11 protein-coding genes are annotated in these 18,120 nt (G+C 62.4%); all 11 read right to left on the reverse strand.

Going from position 1 to position 18,120, the window contains the following annotated elements; genetic code table 11:
• Window positions 1-32: 32 nt before the first annotated feature.
• Window positions 33-617 (reverse strand): PadR family transcriptional regulator, encoded by a 585-nt coding sequence (locus GRI68_RS10295; protein ID WP_160617161.1) that lies wholly within the window; start codon window positions 615-617, stop codon window positions 33-35.
• 5 nt (window positions 618-622) lie between these two features.
• On the reverse strand, window positions 623-1,141 hold the full coding sequence (locus GRI68_RS10300; protein ID WP_160617162.1) for a hypothetical protein: 519 nt from the start codon (window positions 1,139-1,141) through the stop codon (window positions 623-625).
• A 6-nt stretch (window positions 1,142-1,147) separates the two neighbouring features.
• Entirely contained in the window at window positions 1,148-3,976 is a 2,829-nt protein-coding gene (locus GRI68_RS10305; RefSeq protein WP_160617163.1) for a UPF0182 family protein, read from the reverse strand.
• Window positions 3,973-5,316 (reverse strand): DUF2254 domain-containing protein, encoded by a 1,344-nt coding sequence (locus tag GRI68_RS10310; RefSeq protein WP_160617164.1) that lies wholly within the window; start codon window positions 5,314-5,316, stop codon window positions 3,973-3,975. The genes GRI68_RS10305 and GRI68_RS10310 overlap by 4 nt, the downstream gene beginning before the upstream one ends.
• Window positions 5,316-6,503, reverse strand: a complete 1,188-nt coding sequence (locus GRI68_RS10315; protein ID WP_160617165.1) for a two pore domain potassium channel family protein — start codon at window positions 6,501-6,503, stop codon at window positions 5,316-5,318. Before GRI68_RS10315 ends, GRI68_RS10310 begins: the two co-directional genes overlap by 1 nt.
• Window positions 6,504-7,018: 515 nt before the next feature.
• On the reverse strand, window positions 7,019-9,913 hold the full coding sequence (locus GRI68_RS10320) for a M16 family metallopeptidase (RefSeq protein ID WP_160617166.1): 2,895 nt from the start codon (window positions 9,911-9,913) through the stop codon (window positions 7,019-7,021).
• Window positions 9,914-10,011: 98 nt separating this feature from the next.
• Window positions 10,012-13,530: a TonB-dependent receptor gene (locus GRI68_RS10325; RefSeq protein ID WP_160617167.1), complete on the reverse strand. Its 3,519-nt coding sequence runs from the start codon at window positions 13,528-13,530 to the stop codon at window positions 10,012-10,014.
• Between the two features lie 136 nt (window positions 13,531-13,666).
• Window positions 13,667-14,770, reverse strand: coding sequence for a FecR family protein (locus tag GRI68_RS10330; RefSeq protein WP_160617168.1), 1,104 nt, complete (start codon window positions 14,768-14,770; stop codon window positions 13,667-13,669).
• Window positions 14,763-15,317 carry an RNA polymerase sigma factor gene (locus GRI68_RS10335; RefSeq protein ID WP_160617169.1) on the reverse strand — a complete coding sequence of 185 codons (555 nt, stop codon included), beginning with the start codon at window positions 15,315-15,317 and terminating at the stop codon, window positions 14,763-14,765. The genes GRI68_RS10330 and GRI68_RS10335 overlap by 8 nt, the downstream gene beginning before the upstream one ends.
• A gap of 295 nt (window positions 15,318-15,612) precedes the next feature.
• Window positions 15,613-16,818 (reverse strand): sensor histidine kinase, encoded by a 1,206-nt coding sequence (locus GRI68_RS10340; protein WP_160617170.1) that lies wholly within the window; start codon window positions 16,816-16,818, stop codon window positions 15,613-15,615.
• The gene (locus tag GRI68_RS10345) at window positions 16,815-18,092 is read right to left on the reverse strand and encodes a sigma-54-dependent transcriptional regulator (protein ID WP_325063798.1); all 1,278 of its coding nucleotides are present in this window, start codon (window positions 18,090-18,092) and stop codon (window positions 16,815-16,817) included. The genes GRI68_RS10340 and GRI68_RS10345 overlap by 4 nt, the downstream gene beginning before the upstream one ends.
• Window positions 18,093-18,120: the final 28 nt, after the last annotated feature.

The following is an 18,120-nucleotide window of genomic DNA, read 5'->3' on the forward strand; positions in this document are numbered from 1 at the left end:
TCCTCTGCTGGACGTGACCTCCCTTGAGTGCGCTAGCCCTTGTCCTCGGTATCGTCGGCATCGCGCCCGTCTTGTTTCGTTCCGCTGTCTTCGTTGTCTCCGCTATCGTCGGCGAACAGCTGCGCGTTGAGCGGCTGGTCGATCTGCTTTTCCCAGAACTCGAGGCAGAAGCTTTCGAACCGCTGCCCGAGCGCGAGATGCGCGCGTTCCTCGTCCCACCCCCGCTTGCGGCCGAACAGGTCGTCGACGCGGTCGTATTTCTCGATTCGCTCGCGACACTTGCCTGCCTGCTCGCGGGCCAGAGCGACCACGTCGGCAGGACCGACAATGCCGGCGAAATAGAGCCGCAGCAGGCCCGGGTCGTTCATCGGTTCGCGCAGCCATGTCCTCAGCGCGGCCTCCCCGGCGGGAGTCACGATGAAGGAGTGGCGCGGGCGACCGACGCGCCGCTCTTCCTCCTCGTAGAGCAGCCCGGCCGCCGCCAGCCGCGCCATCTCGCTGTAGAAGGGATCGCGGTCGCGATCGGCATAGGCATGCTTGTCGTGACGCCGCACGGTGACGACGAGGTAGGCCAGCAGAACGAAGATGCAGGCGATGATCAGGACGATAAGCAACATGGCGTCTATTCCTCCGTTTCGTCGGCCGGGTCGTCGAGCGAGTGCTCCGACGCGACGTCGTTCCAGAAATCGAGGCAGGCGCGCTCGAACCGGATGCCGAGACGGCTCGCAGCGAGCGCGTATCGCCATTCGGGCCGGTTGATCAGCAGCTGTTCCAGCCGCTCGTATTCGGCCTTGCGCGCCAGGTGGATCGAACGTCTGCCCTTGGCGACGTCGCGCGGTTCGTGGCGGTCGACGATCCCCGCATAGTTCGCCTGCAGAAAGCCGGGATCGTTGGTCGGCTCGCGCAGCCAGGCGCGCAGGCCCGCCTCTCCCGCCGGGGTCACCGTGTAGGTGTGCTCCTCGTTCCCCTCGTAGTTCTTCTGCGAATAAAGGAGCCCGCCTTCGACCAGTTTGTCGGGCTCGGCGTAGAAAGGCTGGCGGTCCTGATCGAAATAGTTGTTGCTGTCGTGCCGCCGCAGCGCCGCGACGATCAGGCTGGCAAGGATGACCACGATGGCCAGGATGAGGATGACCGTGAGCATGGTGGATTACCTTTCCCTCTCGAGCTGGTCGACGTTTTCGATCGGTTGCGCGGGCGGCTCGTCGATCGCTCCGCCTGAATCGGATTCCGGTCTTCCGGGCAGTGCGGCGTCGGCATCGTCGAACAGCGCGGCGACCGCCTCCTTCAGCGTCGGGCGCATCAGCACCCGGTCGCCGAACACGATCACGACTTGCTTGAGCTCCGGAACGCTGGCGAGCTGCGCGCCGAGCAGTTCGGACACGCTCGATTTGTCCGCCTGAACGAACAGCGGCTCGATATAGATCACCGCATTGTCGAGCGGGATCGCCAGCAGCCTGCCGCGCGAAACGCGCGAACCCGATTGCATCCGCAAGGTCATCCAGGCCGAAATCCTGGCGTCCTGGTCGATCCGGGCCTGCGCCTGCGACGGCCCGAGAATAGTGGTGTCGGGCGAGAAGTTGTAGGACGTCAGACGACCCAGGCGGTCGCCATCGCTACCGCCGACCAGATAGCCCGAAAGGACGTTCCGGCTCTCGGGGCTGAACGGCTGGACGATCGCGAATTCGGACCGTTCTTCACCGGGGAAGCGAGTCTTGAGCCAATAAGGCCGCAGATCGACGTTGCGTTGCTCGTGCTCGGGCCTGGCGCGTTCGCGGCGCAGCGAAATGAAGTTGGCATCGTGGGGGATGCGCCACGCCCCTTCGCGAGCGTAGAAGGCATCGGACGCGCGCATGTGATAGTCGGCCCAGATGATCGACTGGATCTGGAACAGATCTTGCGGATAGCGGAAATGCGCCTTGATCTGGGCGCTCGCCTCGGCCACCGGTCTGAAGGCTTGCGGAAAGGCCTTGCGCCACGTTTGCAGCACCTTGTCGCTTTCGTCGGTAACGTAGAGGACCACGCTGCCGTCATAGGCATCGACCACGGCTTTCACGCTTCCGCGGACGTAGTTTGCGCGTTGCGTGCGCCGTGCCAGCAGGCGGATGAATTCTGCCGGGATGATCCCCGAGTCCTTCTGCTTGCCCTGGAATATCTGCGAGAAGTCGCTCAGGTCGATGCGCTTCGAATACGGCATCATGTCGCTGATGGTGTAGCAGTCGACGACCCACTTGATGCGGCCCTCCGCAGCGACCGGATAGGGGTCGGCGTCCACCTCGAGGAAGGGTGCCACGCGCTGGACCCGCTCGCGCACGTCCCGGTGATAGAGCACGCGGCTGTCATCGGTCAGCAGTGTGGTGAGCGCGAGGCGGATGTCCCAGAAGCGGATCGCGAACAGGAGACGGTCGAAGATGCTGTCGATCGGCACGCCCCCGCCGCCATCATAGGTGTGCTTGCCGAAGCTGCGTCCCTCGCGCGGCCGGTCGAGTTCCACCGTCTCGGTTCCGACGATCGAAAACTCCGGCGAATTCTCGCCGTAATAGATCTGCGGATTGCGCACCGAGAGCGCACCGGGTCCCGAACTCGGGAGATCGCCGGTGAGGAACACCGGCAGGCCGGCCGGGGTCGCTTCGGAAACCGAAGCCGTGACGAGGCCGTAACTATGCGAATAGATCAGCCGCTCCGACTGCCAGCGGCGCGAATGCTCGGGAAGGTTCCCAATCTTGAGCTCGCGGGCGGCGATCATGACCGGCTGCAACTGGCCATCGATCATGTAGCGATCGACGTCGATATCGGTGAAATCGTAGTAAGCCCGGAACGCCTGCAACTCGCGGAAATTGATTAGCAGCGTTGCAGGATCCCACAGACGCAGCGTTTCCAGGAGTTGCCGGTCGTTCTCGATGGCGGCGACGTTACCCGTTTCCGCGACGCCGGCAGTGCGCCGCTCGACCTTGTCGAGGCCGAACCCGTAGCGGGTGAACTGCAGGTGATCCTCGATATAGGGCTGCTCGCGTTCGAGCTCCTGCGGCTCGACGATGATGAGCTGGAACAGGTTGGGATAGAAGCGGATGATCGAGAGCCCGATCAGGATCAGGTACACGACCACGATCGTCGGAATGATCCATCCCGGGCGCCGGATATTCACTTGGAACATGATGAACCCGGCCACCACCGCCGCGGCGACGAATTTGTACGCGAGCAGGCTGGCGTTTGAATCGGTGAAGCCAAGCCCCGTTACCACTCCGCGTTCCGAATAGCTGAGCAAGTGCAGATCCAGCAGCATGCCCCAGCCGAGCAGCGCCATCAGCGCAAAGACCAGCACCGAGATGTGCAGGTTGACCTGAAAGGGCAGCATCGAATGCGGGGCCTGCGGACGGATGCCACCGCAGATGTAGCTCGTCGCCAAAGTCAGGATCAGCACGACAAGCACGCACACGAACAGCCAGTGGTTGATCAGCACATGGAGCGACAGCTCGAACATAAAGTAGCTGAGGTCGCGATCGAATTGCGGGTCGGTACGGCCCCAATCGACCTTGTTGGCCCACAGGATGTAGGTCTGCCAGTGCGGGTAAGTCTGCAACCCGACGACCAGCCCGCAGATCAGCGCCACGGTTATCACGAGAGGCCGGAAATAGGGCTCGACGCTCCGGCGCCAGCTGTCCACGCGGCGCTCGTCGGCCGAGATCACGCGATCCAGACGCGCCAGTCGCTGCGCCAGAAGCATGTTGCCTGCGACCATCGACGACATGAAGAGGAAGGGCACCACTCCCATCCAGATCTTCGTCTTCACAACGGTCAGATAGACGTCGAGATAGCCGATCTCATCGAACCACAGGACTTCGGTGTAGAACCGTGCCGAGAATATCACCGCGAGCAGAAAGGCTGCCAATCCCACCACCCAGTAAAACAACGTGCTGGTCACGCCTCCGATGAGGAAGAACGTGGCGGCGCGGACCGTGGCGGTGGGATGCATTCTCATGACAGGCTCGGCGGCTTGCCGTCCAATGCGGTCTCGACGGCCTCGGCGGCGCAATGGACCTTCGAGACATCTTCCTGCTCGTGCACCGCGTGGTCCACAGCGCGCTCGACCAGCTCTATCTGGTGGGCAACATGCTCGCGTTGTTCGTCGCTTTCCACCGATGCGCGGCCGACATCCTCCAGCATTTCCGAGAGACGCAGCATCACCGCGATGTCGTCGGGACAGGCATGCCTGAGGGGGGTGACAACCATGTCGAGATAGGCTTCGAACGGTCGCCTGGGCACAGCGACGCGCACGGTGCCATCCTCGTCCTCCAGCAACACATCGCCCAGCTCATGCTTGCACAGCTGGACCAGGACGATCTCTGCCGACCGGATCGAGGCACACGCCGTCGTCGGATCGTTGATCGCGGTCGATACAGCCCGCAAGGCGATGTCGACCAACTGGGTCAGCCCGAACGCCACATCCGCCTGCACGCTCCGTTCACGCCCCAGCTGGAGCGATTTGACGATGCGCTTGCGCAACTCCGTTTCGATATCGGGGAAGTCCGCGTCGCAATCACGGGTCCAGGCCCAGGCAAGGGCGGTATCCATCACCGCCTGGTCGCCCAGCATGTTGACATATTCGATGACGAGATCGTGCTCGGCCGCAAAGTCGAGCAGCAGGTCCGCATTGATGCGTTGGATGATGCCGGAGGACGTCGCGAGGACCGGAACCGCTCGCGCGGGAATTTCGGGCAGCGCAGGCTTTGGATCGTCATCGGCGCGAAGTTCGTAATTCGACTTCACCGCCGCGACGGTGCGTTTCTCCACGCTCCGCAAGATTTGCTCGATCCTGATCGCGTGGACGATGTGGTGGATGAAATAGACGAATGCGGCGACGCTGATCAGCGCGAACACAAACGCCAGAGTCACTGCGAATTGCGGAACGATCTGCGAGTCCTCGCGGATCGAGCGCAGCACGGCCAGGGAATAGACGAAGGTGAAGATGAACACCGCCAGCGTCAGCTGCGTCGCCCGGTCGCGGATGAACTGGCGAGGGACGCGCGGCGAGTACTGGGCGGCCGCGACCTGCAAGGCGACGATCGTAACCGAGAAGGCGATCGTCACCACTGTCAACGAGGTGGAAGCGACGGTTTCGACCAGATTGCGCGCGCCGACCGGCCCGCCGGTATCGAGCAATCCCCCGAGGCTGGCCGACGTCGTGAAGTCCAGCCGCGTAACGAAAGTCGCCGTCAGAATTCCGCCGATGATTGCAAACATCGGAAATATCCAGAAGGCCTGATGCAGCAGCATCCGGATCCGGCCGAGCGTGGCCGAATAGTTGATCATGATGTGCATCACCCGGTGCCCTTGATCTGGAGCGGCTGCGGGCGCTGCTTCGGGCCGCGGCTCAACAGTCCCAGAAGGTAGGAAGACCGACGCGGACGCAGATCTTCGTCATAGCCAAGATCGTGGCTGACGGCCGCAACGAAGGCCTGCGTCCGCTGCGCGGCAGGGAGCCACTTGCGGTACCGGTCATACGCGCGACCCGGGTCGATCGTGTGTCCGGTTAGCCTGCCCAGCGTTGAGGAGATCTCGACGTACCGGCGCACCGAAGGAACCACGGCCAGAGGCGCGCCGCGCAACGCCGCTTCGAATTCCGGGCGCGATACCGGCTTCGGATGACCCTCGGTCTTCACCGGAACGTACGCTTCGCGAAGATCGCTCACGAGATCGGCCATGCCGGCCTTCAGTGCTCGAAGGGCAGGGCTGGAACCAGGGCCTGATGGCTCCGGCAGGCAGTAGGTCAGACCGTCTGCAATCCGGCCCAGGGCCTGCAACGTCCGGGGCAGGCTGCGTTCGCGGGCCTGGGGCCTGTAGAAATAGACGATGGGATAGCGGCTGAGCCCCTGGTGCATGCCGATAAGGCCGTCATGCAACCGCTCGAGCCAGCGCTCGAGGCCCTCCATGTTGTCCGCAGAAAGTCGCTCGGCCACGGTCTCCATCGGATCGTCGTTCCGATCCATGCGGTGATGCAGGTCGGCGACGAGGCGATCGTAATCCAGGATGCTCCGGTGGACACTGAGGAAGTAGGTGATGGAGAAGGTCAGGATGACGCTGCCGAGCAAGGCTTCCAGCGCCACGGCGACCGAATAGGCCATGTTGGACGGACTGATTTCGACGAAACCGATCGTGGAGAGCGTGACCCAGCTGAGCCGAAAGGCTGCCGAAAGGCCGGGTTGCGATCCGCCTCCGGTGACCAAATCGCCGACCGACAATCCACCGTAAAAGATCAGCGCGAAACCGGTGACGATGCCGCCGATCCAAAGCGAGATGATCAGCGCAATCATCAGCGGTGCCGCCAGGCTCAGGGCGCGCTGGGCAACGGCATAGGGAAGCAGTTTTGCGAGATGACGCCAGCACCACCAGAACAGACGGTAAGCCTTGGCCGAAAATATGCTTCTGCCGCCAGCATCGAGGACCGTGAGCAACGCGTCCAGGACGGTCAAGGCGAGCAACAAGACGCCGATAGCCGAAAGAAGCATACTCGCCTCCCAATCAAAAATGATCGAACATCAATGATTGGAGGTTAAATGTTAACCAATCCACTAAACTTAAAATATACTTTAAGGGTTAACTTATGATCCAAGAAACTTAATTTGGTTAATTTTCAAAGCGGTAATCGTTAACTTTCATTTCATCTCTGCGCCCGCAAGGTTGGACCTCTAGACCACACCCATCAAACCCGCGGAAACAGATGGTTTTTGGAAGGTCCGTATCTTTTGCGAGTGACGCCCGCGAAGTCAGATGAGCAGGTTCCGTCCGCCCGAAGATGGCTTGGAAGCGACAGAACAGCCGCCGGAGATCTCCCTCCTGATACGAACGGTAAACGGCCCTCTGCTACTCGCTGGACCTGACGCATGATCGGGGTCCTTCGATCCCGTCGAGATTCGCGCCCGCACCGCCGGCTGCCACCCCGCGAGCCATTCCTCGCGGGCTAGTCGGCGGAGGCAGGACGTTTGCTGTCAGGTGATCACGCCCTTGCGCGCCGCAAGTCCCCCTACTCGTCGTCCTCTCGCGAAGGCAGAACCAAGACCGGGAACGCATTTTCACGCTGGAAGATTTCTCTCGCCAGTGCCTGAAGGTCGTCGACCGTCACGCTGCGATAAGCGTCCTCGCGGGTCCGGAACTGGAGCAATCCGCGACCACCGGTCTGCGCATCGCCCAGCACGCCGATCCAGTACGAATTGTCCTCGAGCGTGCTCGGCAGGTCTTCGAGCAGCGGCGTGATCGCGCGCTGCAATTCATCCTCGTCGATCGGCCCGGCGGCGAGATCGCTCCCGACCTTTTCGATGTCCGGCAGCACGTCGCGGGCCGCGTCGGGGAAGACCGTGACGCTGGCCACCATGTAGCCGTAGCCGGGGAATTCGGGATCGGCTTCGACACCGGCACCGGGCGAATAGGTCGAGCCCAGTTCCTCGCGCAGGACCTTGGTCATGCGGTTGCGGAAAATGCTGCGCAGCGCATTCAGCTGGTAGCGGACTACGGGATCGGTCCCGTCGGGTGCGGGCCAGTAGACCCGCGCGATGGCCTGATCGGGTGTCCCGTTGTGATAGAGGGTCGTGACTTCGTCTGGGCGCTCGGGGAAGTCCAGCATGTGTGCTTCGGAATAGTCGCCCTTGCTGTCCGCCCTTGTTGGCAGCGCGCCGAAGGTGCGTGCAACCTGGGCGATCATCTCCTCGCGATCGAAATCGCCCACCACAGTGATTTCCACGAGGCCTTGTTTGAGCTGCGGATCGAGCCATTCGCGAACCTCTTCCAGCGTCGGCGCAAGGAAAGAATCCAGATCGCCATAGCCGTATCGTGGATCCCCCGAACGCACGAGCCGAGGGACATATTTGCTGATGACCGAAGCCGGCTCCGAATCGTGGGTCGGGTACCAGGCCCGCATCTGATCGAAATACTGCTCCTCGATCGTATCGCGATAAGACGGTTCCACAGCATAGGCCGCCATCAGGTTCAGCTGTTCGCCAAGATCGCCGCTGTCGGTCGCCCCGAGAATGCGGATCGCATCGCCATCGGTGCGCAGATAGGGCCGCGCGCCGACGCGCTTGCCGGCGAACATCGTGCGCAGGTCGCTCGACGTGTGCGGCCCCACGCCGCTACGCGAGAGCAGGTTCTCAGCCAGTCGGCGGAACCCTTCGTCCTTGCCTGCCGGCATGGAGAAATAGCCGTCGCCGATATTGGCCTGGATGTAGATGTTCCCGTTGTCGAACGGGGTCTGCTTGAGGTTGAGGCGGACATTGTTGGCGAACTTGACGAGGTAGGCGTCCGCATCCTCGACATAGGTTTCGCTCACCACTTCGCCCGGTGTGCCGAAATCGGTGAAGGCGAAGGCGGCGATTTCCTGTTCGGGCGGCGCTTCGGGGGCGACCTTGCGCGCACCTTTCAGGGCTTGCGCGATCCGGGCTTCGGGATCGTCCAGTTCGAGGCTGGTGGAAAGATAGATCGACGGCGTTTCGTATCCGCTCCATGCCTCGCGGAAGGCGGTTTCGACCTGCTCCACGGAGATCGTACGCTCCAGATCCTCGAACAGCGCAAGGTCGGCGTCGGGCGATGTGAACACCCGATCGGCCGCGAACGCGCTGGCGAGCGCGTCGACATAGTTGTATTCGAAACTGGCGAAGGTCTTGCGCGTGTCCTTGCGCTCGACAGCCGTTTCGAGGCTTCGGCGATAGAGCGCGAGCTGTTCGTCGAGTTCGGCCTGGCTGAAGCCGAACTCAAGCGCGCGTCGCACTTCAAGATCGCCCACGGCAAGGCTTTCCTGCCACTTGTCGGTCGCGCTGCGTACACGGATGAGCATGCCGTCGACGATTTCGCGCTGGGCATAGCGCGTGACCGATCCGGACAGGAACGGCGCCTTGCCTTCGTCCACCAGCTTGGTCAGCCGGCGGTCCAGGATTCGGTTGCCGATGGTCCGAACGATGTACTCGCGGCGCCTGTCTGCCGAGTCCTCTTGCAGTTCGTACGGGTACTGCGTGCCGATAGTGATGAAGGTCAGCAGCTCGGGATCCTGGTAGTATCCGATCCTGCCAGCTTCGGTGGCTGCAGGGGTAAGCGGTCGTTTTTCCGCCGCCGGGCTCGCGGGCTTCCAGTCGCCGAAATACTCGCGGATCTTGGCGATCGCGAGATCGGTCTCGACATCGCCGACGAACACGATGAACGTGTTTTCGGGCCGGTAGTACCCCTCGTAGAAACGGACAAACTCCTCGCGCGGCATGGTGGCGATGGTTTCGTCGGTCCCGATCGGGAGCCGGTCGATCCTGCCGCTCCCCTTGGTAAAAAAGCCGAGATTGTCGATCGCGGAGCGGAAGCCGAGGGAGTCGCGGCTGCTCTTTTCCGAGGCGATAACGCCGCGTTCGCGATCGATCGCTTCCTCGTCCAGCAGCAGATTGCTGGCCGTCTCGCGCATAAGGAAGAACGCTTCGTCGAGGAGCTCTTCGCCGACATTGGGAAGGTTGAGCTTGTAGACCGTCTGGTCGAACCCAGTGCTCGCATTGGTATCGGCGCCGAAGGCGAGACCGTAGCGCTCAAGCCGTTTGACCATCTCGCCTTCGGGGACATTCGTCGATCCGTTGAACGCCATGTGTTCGAGGAAATGTGCGATGCCCTGCTGCGCGTCCGTCTCGTCCCAGGATCCGGTGTCGATCCGCATGCGGATAGCACCAGCCCCGCTGGGCGTAGCATTGCGCATCACCGCATAGCGCAGGCCGTTCTCTAGCTCTCCATACACGACCCGCTCGTCCGCTTTCAGATCGCTGGAATCCTGGACGAATGCCGGTTCAGCAGACTGGTGCGCGAAAGCGGGGCTGACCACGCTCGCGAGGCTGGCGGCAGCCAGCGCAAGGATCGAGCAAACAGGGGAAGAACGAAGGTTGGTTTTCGTGACCGGCATGGGCTGGCACTCTCCAGTGTTTTGATTTTTGCAGATTGGGGTGGCTGCGCATGCCCGACCAATGCCTTGCATGCGCAGCCGGAGGGGTCAGGTGGACATCAGAAACTGATCCGTGCGCCGACGGTGATCGTTCTGCCTCCGTTGAACTGGTAGTTGTCCGGGAAGAGGAAATTCGCCCCGCTCTCGTTGAACATCGAGGATGTCGCCGAGCGCAGATCGCCATCGGTCGGATCGCGCAGCAGGTCATCACCCTGCAGGTAGAAGGTGACGTCCGCGAAACTGGTCGGCAGGTGATAATTCAACCGCAGGTCCAGCGTGCTGTAGGACGGCACGATGGTGTCCAGGCCGTGGACCTCGAACGCTTCGGGAGAAGCATCCTGATACGTGTAGATCAGACGGCCTTCGAATCCGCCGCGCTGGTAATTGAGCGAGGCGTTGTACACCCAGGCCGACTGGTCCTTGAGCGCGCGATCGAAGGTGAACTGATCGAGCGTGCCATCGTCGTTGCGACCGGAGAGCAGGGTCGGGAAATCCGCTGCAGTGTAGGTCACGTTGCCGAGAATACCGAAATCGCTCAGGAAGCCGGGGAGGAAATCCAGCTGGCGGATCACTTCGGCTTCAAATCCGTAAATCTTGCCGCCTTCGCCATTTTCCGGTCGATTGCGGAGGAAAGCCGTATCGGCGTCGAACGCGACGATTTCAGGAAACTGCGTCGCGAGATCGCCGAAATAGGCGACAACATCGTCGCGAACAGAGCTGTCGTCTCCATCCTGGAAGAACACGTTGGTGAAGTTGTTCTGGACGTTCTTGTAGAAGAAACCGGCACGCAGGATGCCCGGCGAATCCTCGAAATAATAGGACAGGTCGAATTCGAAATTGTCGGTTGTCGTGGGGCGAAGGTCGGGGTTGGCCTCGCGGATGGTGACGCGATTCTGACTGTCACGCAGGTCCACGTACACCGCCCGACTGCGCCGGATAAGACGGAAATCCGGATTCACGGTGGTGCGGTTGTAATGAAACCGGGCCACGATGTTTTCGGCTGGGCGATAGTTGAGCAAGAGGCTGGGGGTAAAGGTCGTCTGCGTCCCTCCGGTGGTCTCGAAGCGCACGAGATTCGCTCCGATGAACACATCACGGGGAATCTCCAAATTGTCCTCAGTCCGCACTGAAGGAGCCGTCAGCGTGGTGCCGGAACGGGTGAATCGCTCCATCCGCACTCCACCGGAGACATCGAACCTACCGAACTCGAGCTTGCCCTCGACGTAGGCGGCAAGCTTCTCTTCGACGGTTTCCGCCGGTGTCTGCGCATCGGAATCGGTGATCGGATCGAGATCGCTGTTGTTCTTGTAGGTGAACCGCTCCTCGTTGAACGGGGTGTTCGGGTCGTCTTGCGTCAGCGACGAAAGAGTGCCGAACAATTGTTCGAGCCCGGCCCGAGACAGGAAGGGATAGACGTATCCGCCTGCGCCGATATCGGCGAGGTCGGCATTGTTGAACAGGTCGCCGCCGAAATAGTCGATCGACGTATCCGTACCGAAAATCCTTGAGTAGCTTTCGAGCGACGCCAGGCTCCCCGTGGTGGTACTGGCGAACAGATCGTCCTGGCTCTTGCGCGAGCTGCGATCGTATTTGCCGCCAAAAGCTATGTACTGCAGGAACGAGCCGGTCGGGGCATACCGAATGTCACCCTCCAGCGTATAGGATTCCGTCGGACTGTTGGTGCCGGTCCGCGAGGCGGTCGTCAGGTTATACTGATCGGACGCATTGAGGAGATCGTAGCCCAGCTGTGTCAGCGAAAGGAGCGGCAGCCCATTGGCCAAGGTCACGAAGCCGCCATCGACATATCGCGGGTTTCCGGTGCCATCGGGATTGGTCACCGCTGTCGCCGCATCGATCAGATCGGCCAGCGCCGCATTCGAATTGCCCAGCGCGCTGACATTGTAATTGTCCGATTTCGTCGTCGCACGCGCATACCCGGCCTTGTAGTCGAACTTCCAGTTGTCGAGGCGGGTTTGACCGCGCAGGCTGAGGGTATCCTGCGTGTAGGTCTGGTCGATCGTGTTGAGCGCCAGATTGGGACGCAGAGCTCTGAGGACCGTGCGCCGACGGGTCTCTCCGTCCAGTTCGGGGATCGGCATGTCGTTGACCCCAGTGGTGAGGAAACTGCCTGTTGTGCGCGAGGAATATAGTTCCGAGTTCTGCTGGATCCGCTGCGCGTCGAAGCGAAGCTTCGTGTTCGCGCCGATTTCCCATGCGGCGTTGATCGAAGCGGTCAGGTCCTCGACCTTGCGGTCGCGGCGCAGAATGCTGACCCCGGTGATAAGGCGATCGTCGATCCCTTCATCGAACGGGAATTGCTGGCTTGCCGGGACGTAGAACAGATAATTGTACCCGTCCGGCAGCACCGCCGGGAGGGTGGAGTTGATATCGGCGTTGTAGTTGCGACGGTCGGTCTTGCGGAATTGCACGGTCGCCGCGATCCCGAAATTGTCGGTCAGTCGCTTGGCGATGGTGCCGTTGGCCTGCCATTCCTCGCCATAATCGCGATCGAAATTGGCCTCCCCTTCGAAGCCGAGCGAAGCCTGGAAGTCGCCATAGTCGAGGCCGGATTTGGTTTCGATCTCGACCAGACCGCCCGACCCATTCGATTCCATGCTCGGCAGCAGCGATTTGTGGATCGTGATCTGCGAGATATTCTCGGCCAGGAATCCGCTCAGGTCGATCGTGCGTTCGAAACCGGTCCCTTGCAGTTCGATTCCGTTGAGCTGGATGTTGATCGCTTCGGAGCTGAAGCCTCGTACCGTGATGTTCGTCCCTTCGCCGGTATCGGCGGACCGGCCGAAGGCCACGCCCGGCACCCTGCGGAGTGCTTCCGACACGTTCTCTGCCGGGAAACTGCCCAGCAGGTCGGCCGAGACGATGGTCGCATTGTTGGACGCATTCATCTGCTGGTTGAGCGCGCGCTGGAGCGAACTGCGATAACCTCGCACGACCAGATTGTTCTCGGCCACACCCACCGCAGCGGCGAAATTCCGGCGCGTGGCGGCATCGCGGGGAATGGCGACCTCGCGGGTGGCCTCGCCCAGATACTCGACTACGAGAACTTCGGCAGTTGCCGGGATCGCGGGAAAATAGAACCGGCCGTCCTGGTCGGAGACCGTTTCCAGTTCCGTTCCGGGAATCGTCAGCCGCGCTCCGGGAAGCGGGGCATCGGTTGCGAAATCGGTGATGCGGCCACCGAAAGGCGTCATCGCAGCATCGGCCGACGAGCCTTTGCCCGTACCATCAGCCATGCGCAGCGCGAACACCTCGGCCGATACCTCGGTGTAGGACAGACCGGTGCCCTTCAGCACGATCTTGAGACCCGCAGGCACGGAGTAACGCCCGGCAACACCTGGGCTGTCTTTTCCAGCCACGAGATCGGGCGAATAAACGAGGTCCACCTGCGACTGGCTTGCGAAATCACTCAGGGCACCATCGAGATCCTGCGCGGCGATGTCGAAATCGACCTGCCGATGCTCGTTCTGCTCGCGTGCTTCCTGCGCCTGCGCCGGTGTCGTGAGACTGGCACCGGCAACCCCTGCCAGCAGCGCACAATGAAAAATCTTGTTGTTCATTTTGGTGTGGAGCCCCCTTGGTCCTGAAAAACGCTATCTGCGTGTCACAACCGTAAGACGCGCCACCGCGCATCCACCTCATCGAAATCCGGGATTTTCTGTAGCTCTCAGGCCTCGCCAACGGGCGGGCCGAGACTTACCGCGTTGAATTCGCAGCAGGCTTTTTCCGAAGCAAAAGTTTCGATCCGCCGCGACGCGGATCGAGCGAAACCGGCAATGCAACCGAAATAGCGGCCGCGAATTTTTCCGCCGAACCGGTCGTGAACGCACCGCTGATCCGCATGTCCGCCAGGGCCGGATCGGCGAGAACCAGCTTTCTTTCGGAATACCGGTTCACTTCCGCGACGGCATCGGCCAGCCGGTCGTTGTCGAAAATCAGGCGCCCGGTCCGCCAGCTCAACGCGCGGTCGACATTTACCTTGGTTACTTCGATGTCACGTGCCGTGCCAGCCGTACGGGCCTGCTGGCCTGGGGTCAGGCGAACACCGGCGGTCGAGCCGACGCGCGCGCCGGGCTCGAACGGCTCGACGTCAATACTGCCTTCGATCAGGGCGACGATCATTTCCTGGCCGGTCTTGCGTACCGAGAAGATCGTACCGAGCGCGGTAATGCGCCTGTCGCCCGCCTGGACCACGAACGGACGGTCGGCATCGTGCGCGACCTCGAACACTGCCTCGCCGCGGACCAGATTGAGATGGCGCTGCCCCGGCGTGAAATCGATCTCGACCACGGTGTCGGTGTTGAGTTCGATCGTCGAGCCATCGGGCAGATCGACCGTCGATAGCTGGCCCACCCCGCTGCTGTAGACTTGCGTGTATGCAAGGCTTTCGCCTTCCGCGGCAGTAGAGGACGACGATGCGACCGCCGGAATGTCTCCGCCGGTCTTGGACGCATAAATGGAAGGGATCGCCAAGGCGAGCGCGCCTGCAAGCATCAGCACGAGGCAGGCAGCAAGCGGAAAGAGCCAGGCAGGCCGCGATGCGTTCGCCGCGTCGAGCGACATGGCGTCGATACGCATCTGCATGATGTCGGGATCCTCGGCGAACTCGTCGAGCCCGTCCCAGGTGTTCATCATCGTGTTGAAGGTCGCATCGTGCTCCGGGCTCGCCGCACGCCATGCGCGAAAGCGGCTCCAGTCTTCGCTCGAGCACGACTCGGACTGCAGCCGGGCAATCCAGCCGGCCGCGCATTCCGAAACGGAAGCTGTTTGCCCTTTAATTGCGGTGTCGGCGTTACCCATCGTCCCTATCCACCCGTTCGGCCACATGTCGAATTGCGGCCATCATGTGTTTTTCGACCGCACTGGTCGAAATGCCCAAACGTGTGGCGATCTCCCTATATTTGAACCCTTCGAAGCGATGTAGCAGAAATACTGCCCGCGTGCGCTGGGGCAATTCACCCAAGGCACGCTGGAGAGCCTTCAACGCTTCTTTACCTTGCAAGACGCGCTCGGGCGAAAGTTCCTCAACGCGATCGGCAGAATCTAGCTCCAAAGAGCGCGAAAAGACCTGCTTGGTCGCGCTACGGCGCGCACGATCGCGCACGAGATTGGCGGCAACCTGGAAGATATAGGCATTGGGATTTTCCAGCCCGCCCTGCCGGTCCTGCGAATAAATCCGCGTGAAAACCTCCTGCACCAGATCGTCCACATCGGCATCGGCGCCCACACGTTTCGAGAAAAACCGGGTAAGCGGCAGGCGATATCGCTTGAAGAACTCTTCTGCGGGTGTCGCAGCCTTCGACGGCGCACGCTCGCCGGTATCAGGTCTCTTGTGCGGATCGTTCATGGTCAATTTTCCGGCGGACCGCATTCACCCGTTAGTGGCAGGACAGGACATTCAACCGCGCCGATCATGGCGTGGCCGGGCCTGGCCTTGAAATAGCGACACAGGACAGTTCAGTCCTGTTTCGACGAAATCGGAACGCCGGCGGCATCCCGATGGACGGCGTGGCTGCCCGAATAGATTGCCCGAAGCAACCGGTCTCGTTCGCCCCGCTCCCGACTTTTGGCCCGGCAGGCATCGAGCGACCGGAAATCGTACGACATTTTTTCAAGCACCGGCTGAAATGCCACCGGAAAGCTCAGCCGTTGCGGAAGTCTGTCGGTGAGGCAGCCTGATCGGCAGGGCCCGAAACCCGCATGCTTTCGGCCTGCGCAGTCAATCGAACCCGGAATGTGGTTGGGTCCGCGCCCACCAGTTCGAGCGATCCGCCATGTCCGCGAACGATCTGGCGCGCGAGCGAGAGGCCGATGCCCGAGCCTTCGGGCTTTGTAGTGTGGAACGGGCGGAAGATCAGCGCTGCGCTTTCGGGCGGGACGCCCGCGCCATTATCGGTGACCATGATGGTCGGACGGTCGTCCTCGCACAGAAACATGAGGTCCACCTGCGGTGAGTGCTCCAGGCGCGCGGCTTCGGCGGCATTGTTGAGCAGCGCCCAGACGGCCTGGTGCATCTGGTCGCGATCGAGGGCCCATTCGCCCGCCTCCCCCAATTCGAGCGTTAGCGGGGTATCGGGCCAGCGCCTGGCAAAGAGCTGCGCCAGATCCTGCGCAAACTGCTCGATCGGCACTGGCGTGAGGATCGGTTCCGGCAGGCGGGCGAGCGCCCGGTAATCGGTTGCGAAGCGTTGCAGACCCTCGGCACGGCGGGCGAGCGGGCCGAGGATTTCGGAGAGCAAGGCCGTGTCCACGGGCTCCTGCGCCGCGGCGGTCTGCGCGCTCTCGGCCAACGACACGATTGGCGATAAACCATTAAGCAGTTCGTGACCGAGCACCTCGATCAGGTCCGCACTCGCGCGCGCCTCGGCAGCGAGTTCCTCGCGCTCGACATCGATCAACGCGGCGACCGTTACCCCGGTCGACGCCTCGACCCGGTCGATCCGCCAAATCCGGCCTTCATGATGCAGCGTCGCGGCAGCAGGGTCGAGCAGGGCGGCAGGAGACGGGACGATCCGGTCGTCAGTGCCGAAGATCGCGCGCGCGGCACGGTTAAGAACCCGGGCGGTGTCGCGATCCAGTGCGATCAGCGGAGTCGGTGCGGCATCGAGCAGCAGCCGATGCACGGCCGCATCTTCCTCCGCTCCTTCGGTCTCACCGTCGGGCGGGCGAGAAGGCACCAAGGCGGCATTCCACCAACCCAGCGCGAGCGCCCAGACCCCGGTCAGCGCAGCGCCGGTGAGCAGACCCCAACGACCCGACTCCCAGGCAAAGGCAGCAACCATCGCACTCGCGAGCAGGCCCACGCCCAGCGCTGCTGCGCGCCATCCGCGCCGGTAGTAGAGCCTCATAGACCGTGGCGCTCCATCCGCCGGTAGAGCGCGCCGCGGCTCAATCCCAGCGCCTTGGCGGCGTGGCTGACATTGTGGTGATGCTCGGTCAGAGCGGCGGCGATCATCGCCTTTTCGGTGCGGTCCAGATCGTAGGTTGCACTGCCGCTCTCGTCGGGAGACGCCGCTGCAGCGGGCGTACTAAGCGACAATGCGCCGGTGTCGATCATGCCATCGTCTGACAACAGCACCGCGCGCTCCATCGTCGCCGCTAACCCGCGTACTTCGTCGGGCCAGTCGGCTTCGCGCAGGACTGTTTCGGCAGCGTCGGTCAGGCGCGGCGCGGGACGCCCGAACCGCTCGGCCGCATCGGTGATGAAATGGCGTGCAAGCAGGCAGACATCGTCGCGGCGCTGCGACAAGGAGGGTACGGGTAGCTCGATCGTCGCGATCCGGCGGCGCAGCGCGGGGGTGAGCGCATCGATGCGGTCCGTGATCGCGATCGGTCGGATGCGCTCCGTCAGCTGCGCGGCCAGGCGATCCTGCGTCAAGTCGTCGAGCCGGTCGGGATAGCGCAGGATCACGCTCCCTTCAGCTTCAGCGACACGCTTAATCGCATCACCCTCGCGCAGGTCGATCAGCAGCGGCGTATTGTTGTCGGCGTCGGCGGACGCGGCATGCACGGCACGAGCGGCCACCATCCGTCCTGCGCCCGAAGGCCCGGTGATCGCGACGCCTGCCATCGTCGGTGCGACCCTGCGGATCAGCTGGCGTAAATTCTCGATCGCAGCGCTTTCGCCAAGAATACGCGCCGGGCGGGTATGGCGTTCACCGCCGGCTCTGCCAGTGCTTTCCGTTGTCGGCGCAGCGATCGGCTCGCGCGCCACGGCAGCCTCGACCTTGGCGATCAGGTCCGCATTGTTCCAGGGCTTGACCGCGAAGTCGCGCGCGCCCGCCTGCATTGCTGCGACCGCCATGCGCATGCCGCCATGTGCGGTCAGCACCACCACGCAGGCGGCCGGATCGTCGGCGATGATCCGCTCGAGACAGGCGAGTCCTTCCTCGCCGTCGCTCTTTCCCGGTGTGAAATTGAGATCGAGCACAATCCCGTCAAACCGGCTTCGCGCAAGTTGGGAGAACGCCTCTTCGGGATCGTGCGCCACGGTCAAACCGTGGCCCGCCATGCGAAAGGCGATCTCCATCGCCGTCGCAACCTCGGGCCGGTCGTCGATCAGGAGAATCGCGAAACCGGTCTTTTCGCTTGACGCATCGCCTTGCTGTCCATTCCCGGACACAGTGTCCGGCGATGGACGTCCGGTCGAT

Source organism: Alteriqipengyuania halimionae (assembly GCF_009827575.1).
In the GTDB taxonomy this organism is placed as follows: Bacteria; Pseudomonadota; Alphaproteobacteria; order Sphingomonadales; family Sphingomonadaceae; genus Alteriqipengyuania_A; species Alteriqipengyuania_A halimionae.

Coding starts and splice junctions, on each gene's coding strand:
- GRI68_RS10295 (WP_160617161.1), bottom strand. CDS start 617: ATGTTGCTTATCGTCCTGATCATCGCCTGCATCTTCGTTCTGCTGGCC.
- GRI68_RS10300 (WP_160617162.1), bottom strand. CDS start 1,141: ATGCTCACGGTCATCCTCATCCTGGCCATCGTGGTCATCCTTGCCAGC.
- GRI68_RS10305 (WP_160617163.1), bottom strand. CDS start 3,976: ATGAGAATGCATCCCACCGCCACGGTCCGCGCCGCCACGTTCTTCCTC.
- GRI68_RS10310 (WP_160617164.1), bottom strand. CDS start 5,316: ATGCACATCATGATCAACTATTCGGCCACGCTCGGCCGGATCCGGATG.
- GRI68_RS10315 (WP_160617165.1), bottom strand. CDS start 6,503: ATGCTTCTTTCGGCTATCGGCGTCTTGTTGCTCGCCTTGACCGTCCTG.
- GRI68_RS10320 (WP_160617166.1), bottom strand. CDS start 9,913: ATGCCGGTCACGAAAACCAACCTTCGTTCTTCCCCTGTTTGCTCGATC.
- GRI68_RS10325 (WP_160617167.1), bottom strand. CDS start 13,530: ATGAACAACAAGATTTTTCATTGTGCGCTGCTGGCAGGGGTTGCCGGT.
- GRI68_RS10330 (WP_160617168.1), bottom strand. CDS start 14,770: ATGGGTAACGCCGACACCGCAATTAAAGGGCAAACAGCTTCCGTTTCG.
- GRI68_RS10335 (WP_160617169.1), bottom strand. CDS start 15,317: ATGAACGATCCGCACAAGAGACCTGATACCGGCGAGCGTGCGCCGTCG.
- GRI68_RS10340 (WP_160617170.1), bottom strand. CDS start 16,818: ATGAGGCTCTACTACCGGCGCGGATGGCGCGCAGCAGCGCTGGGCGTG.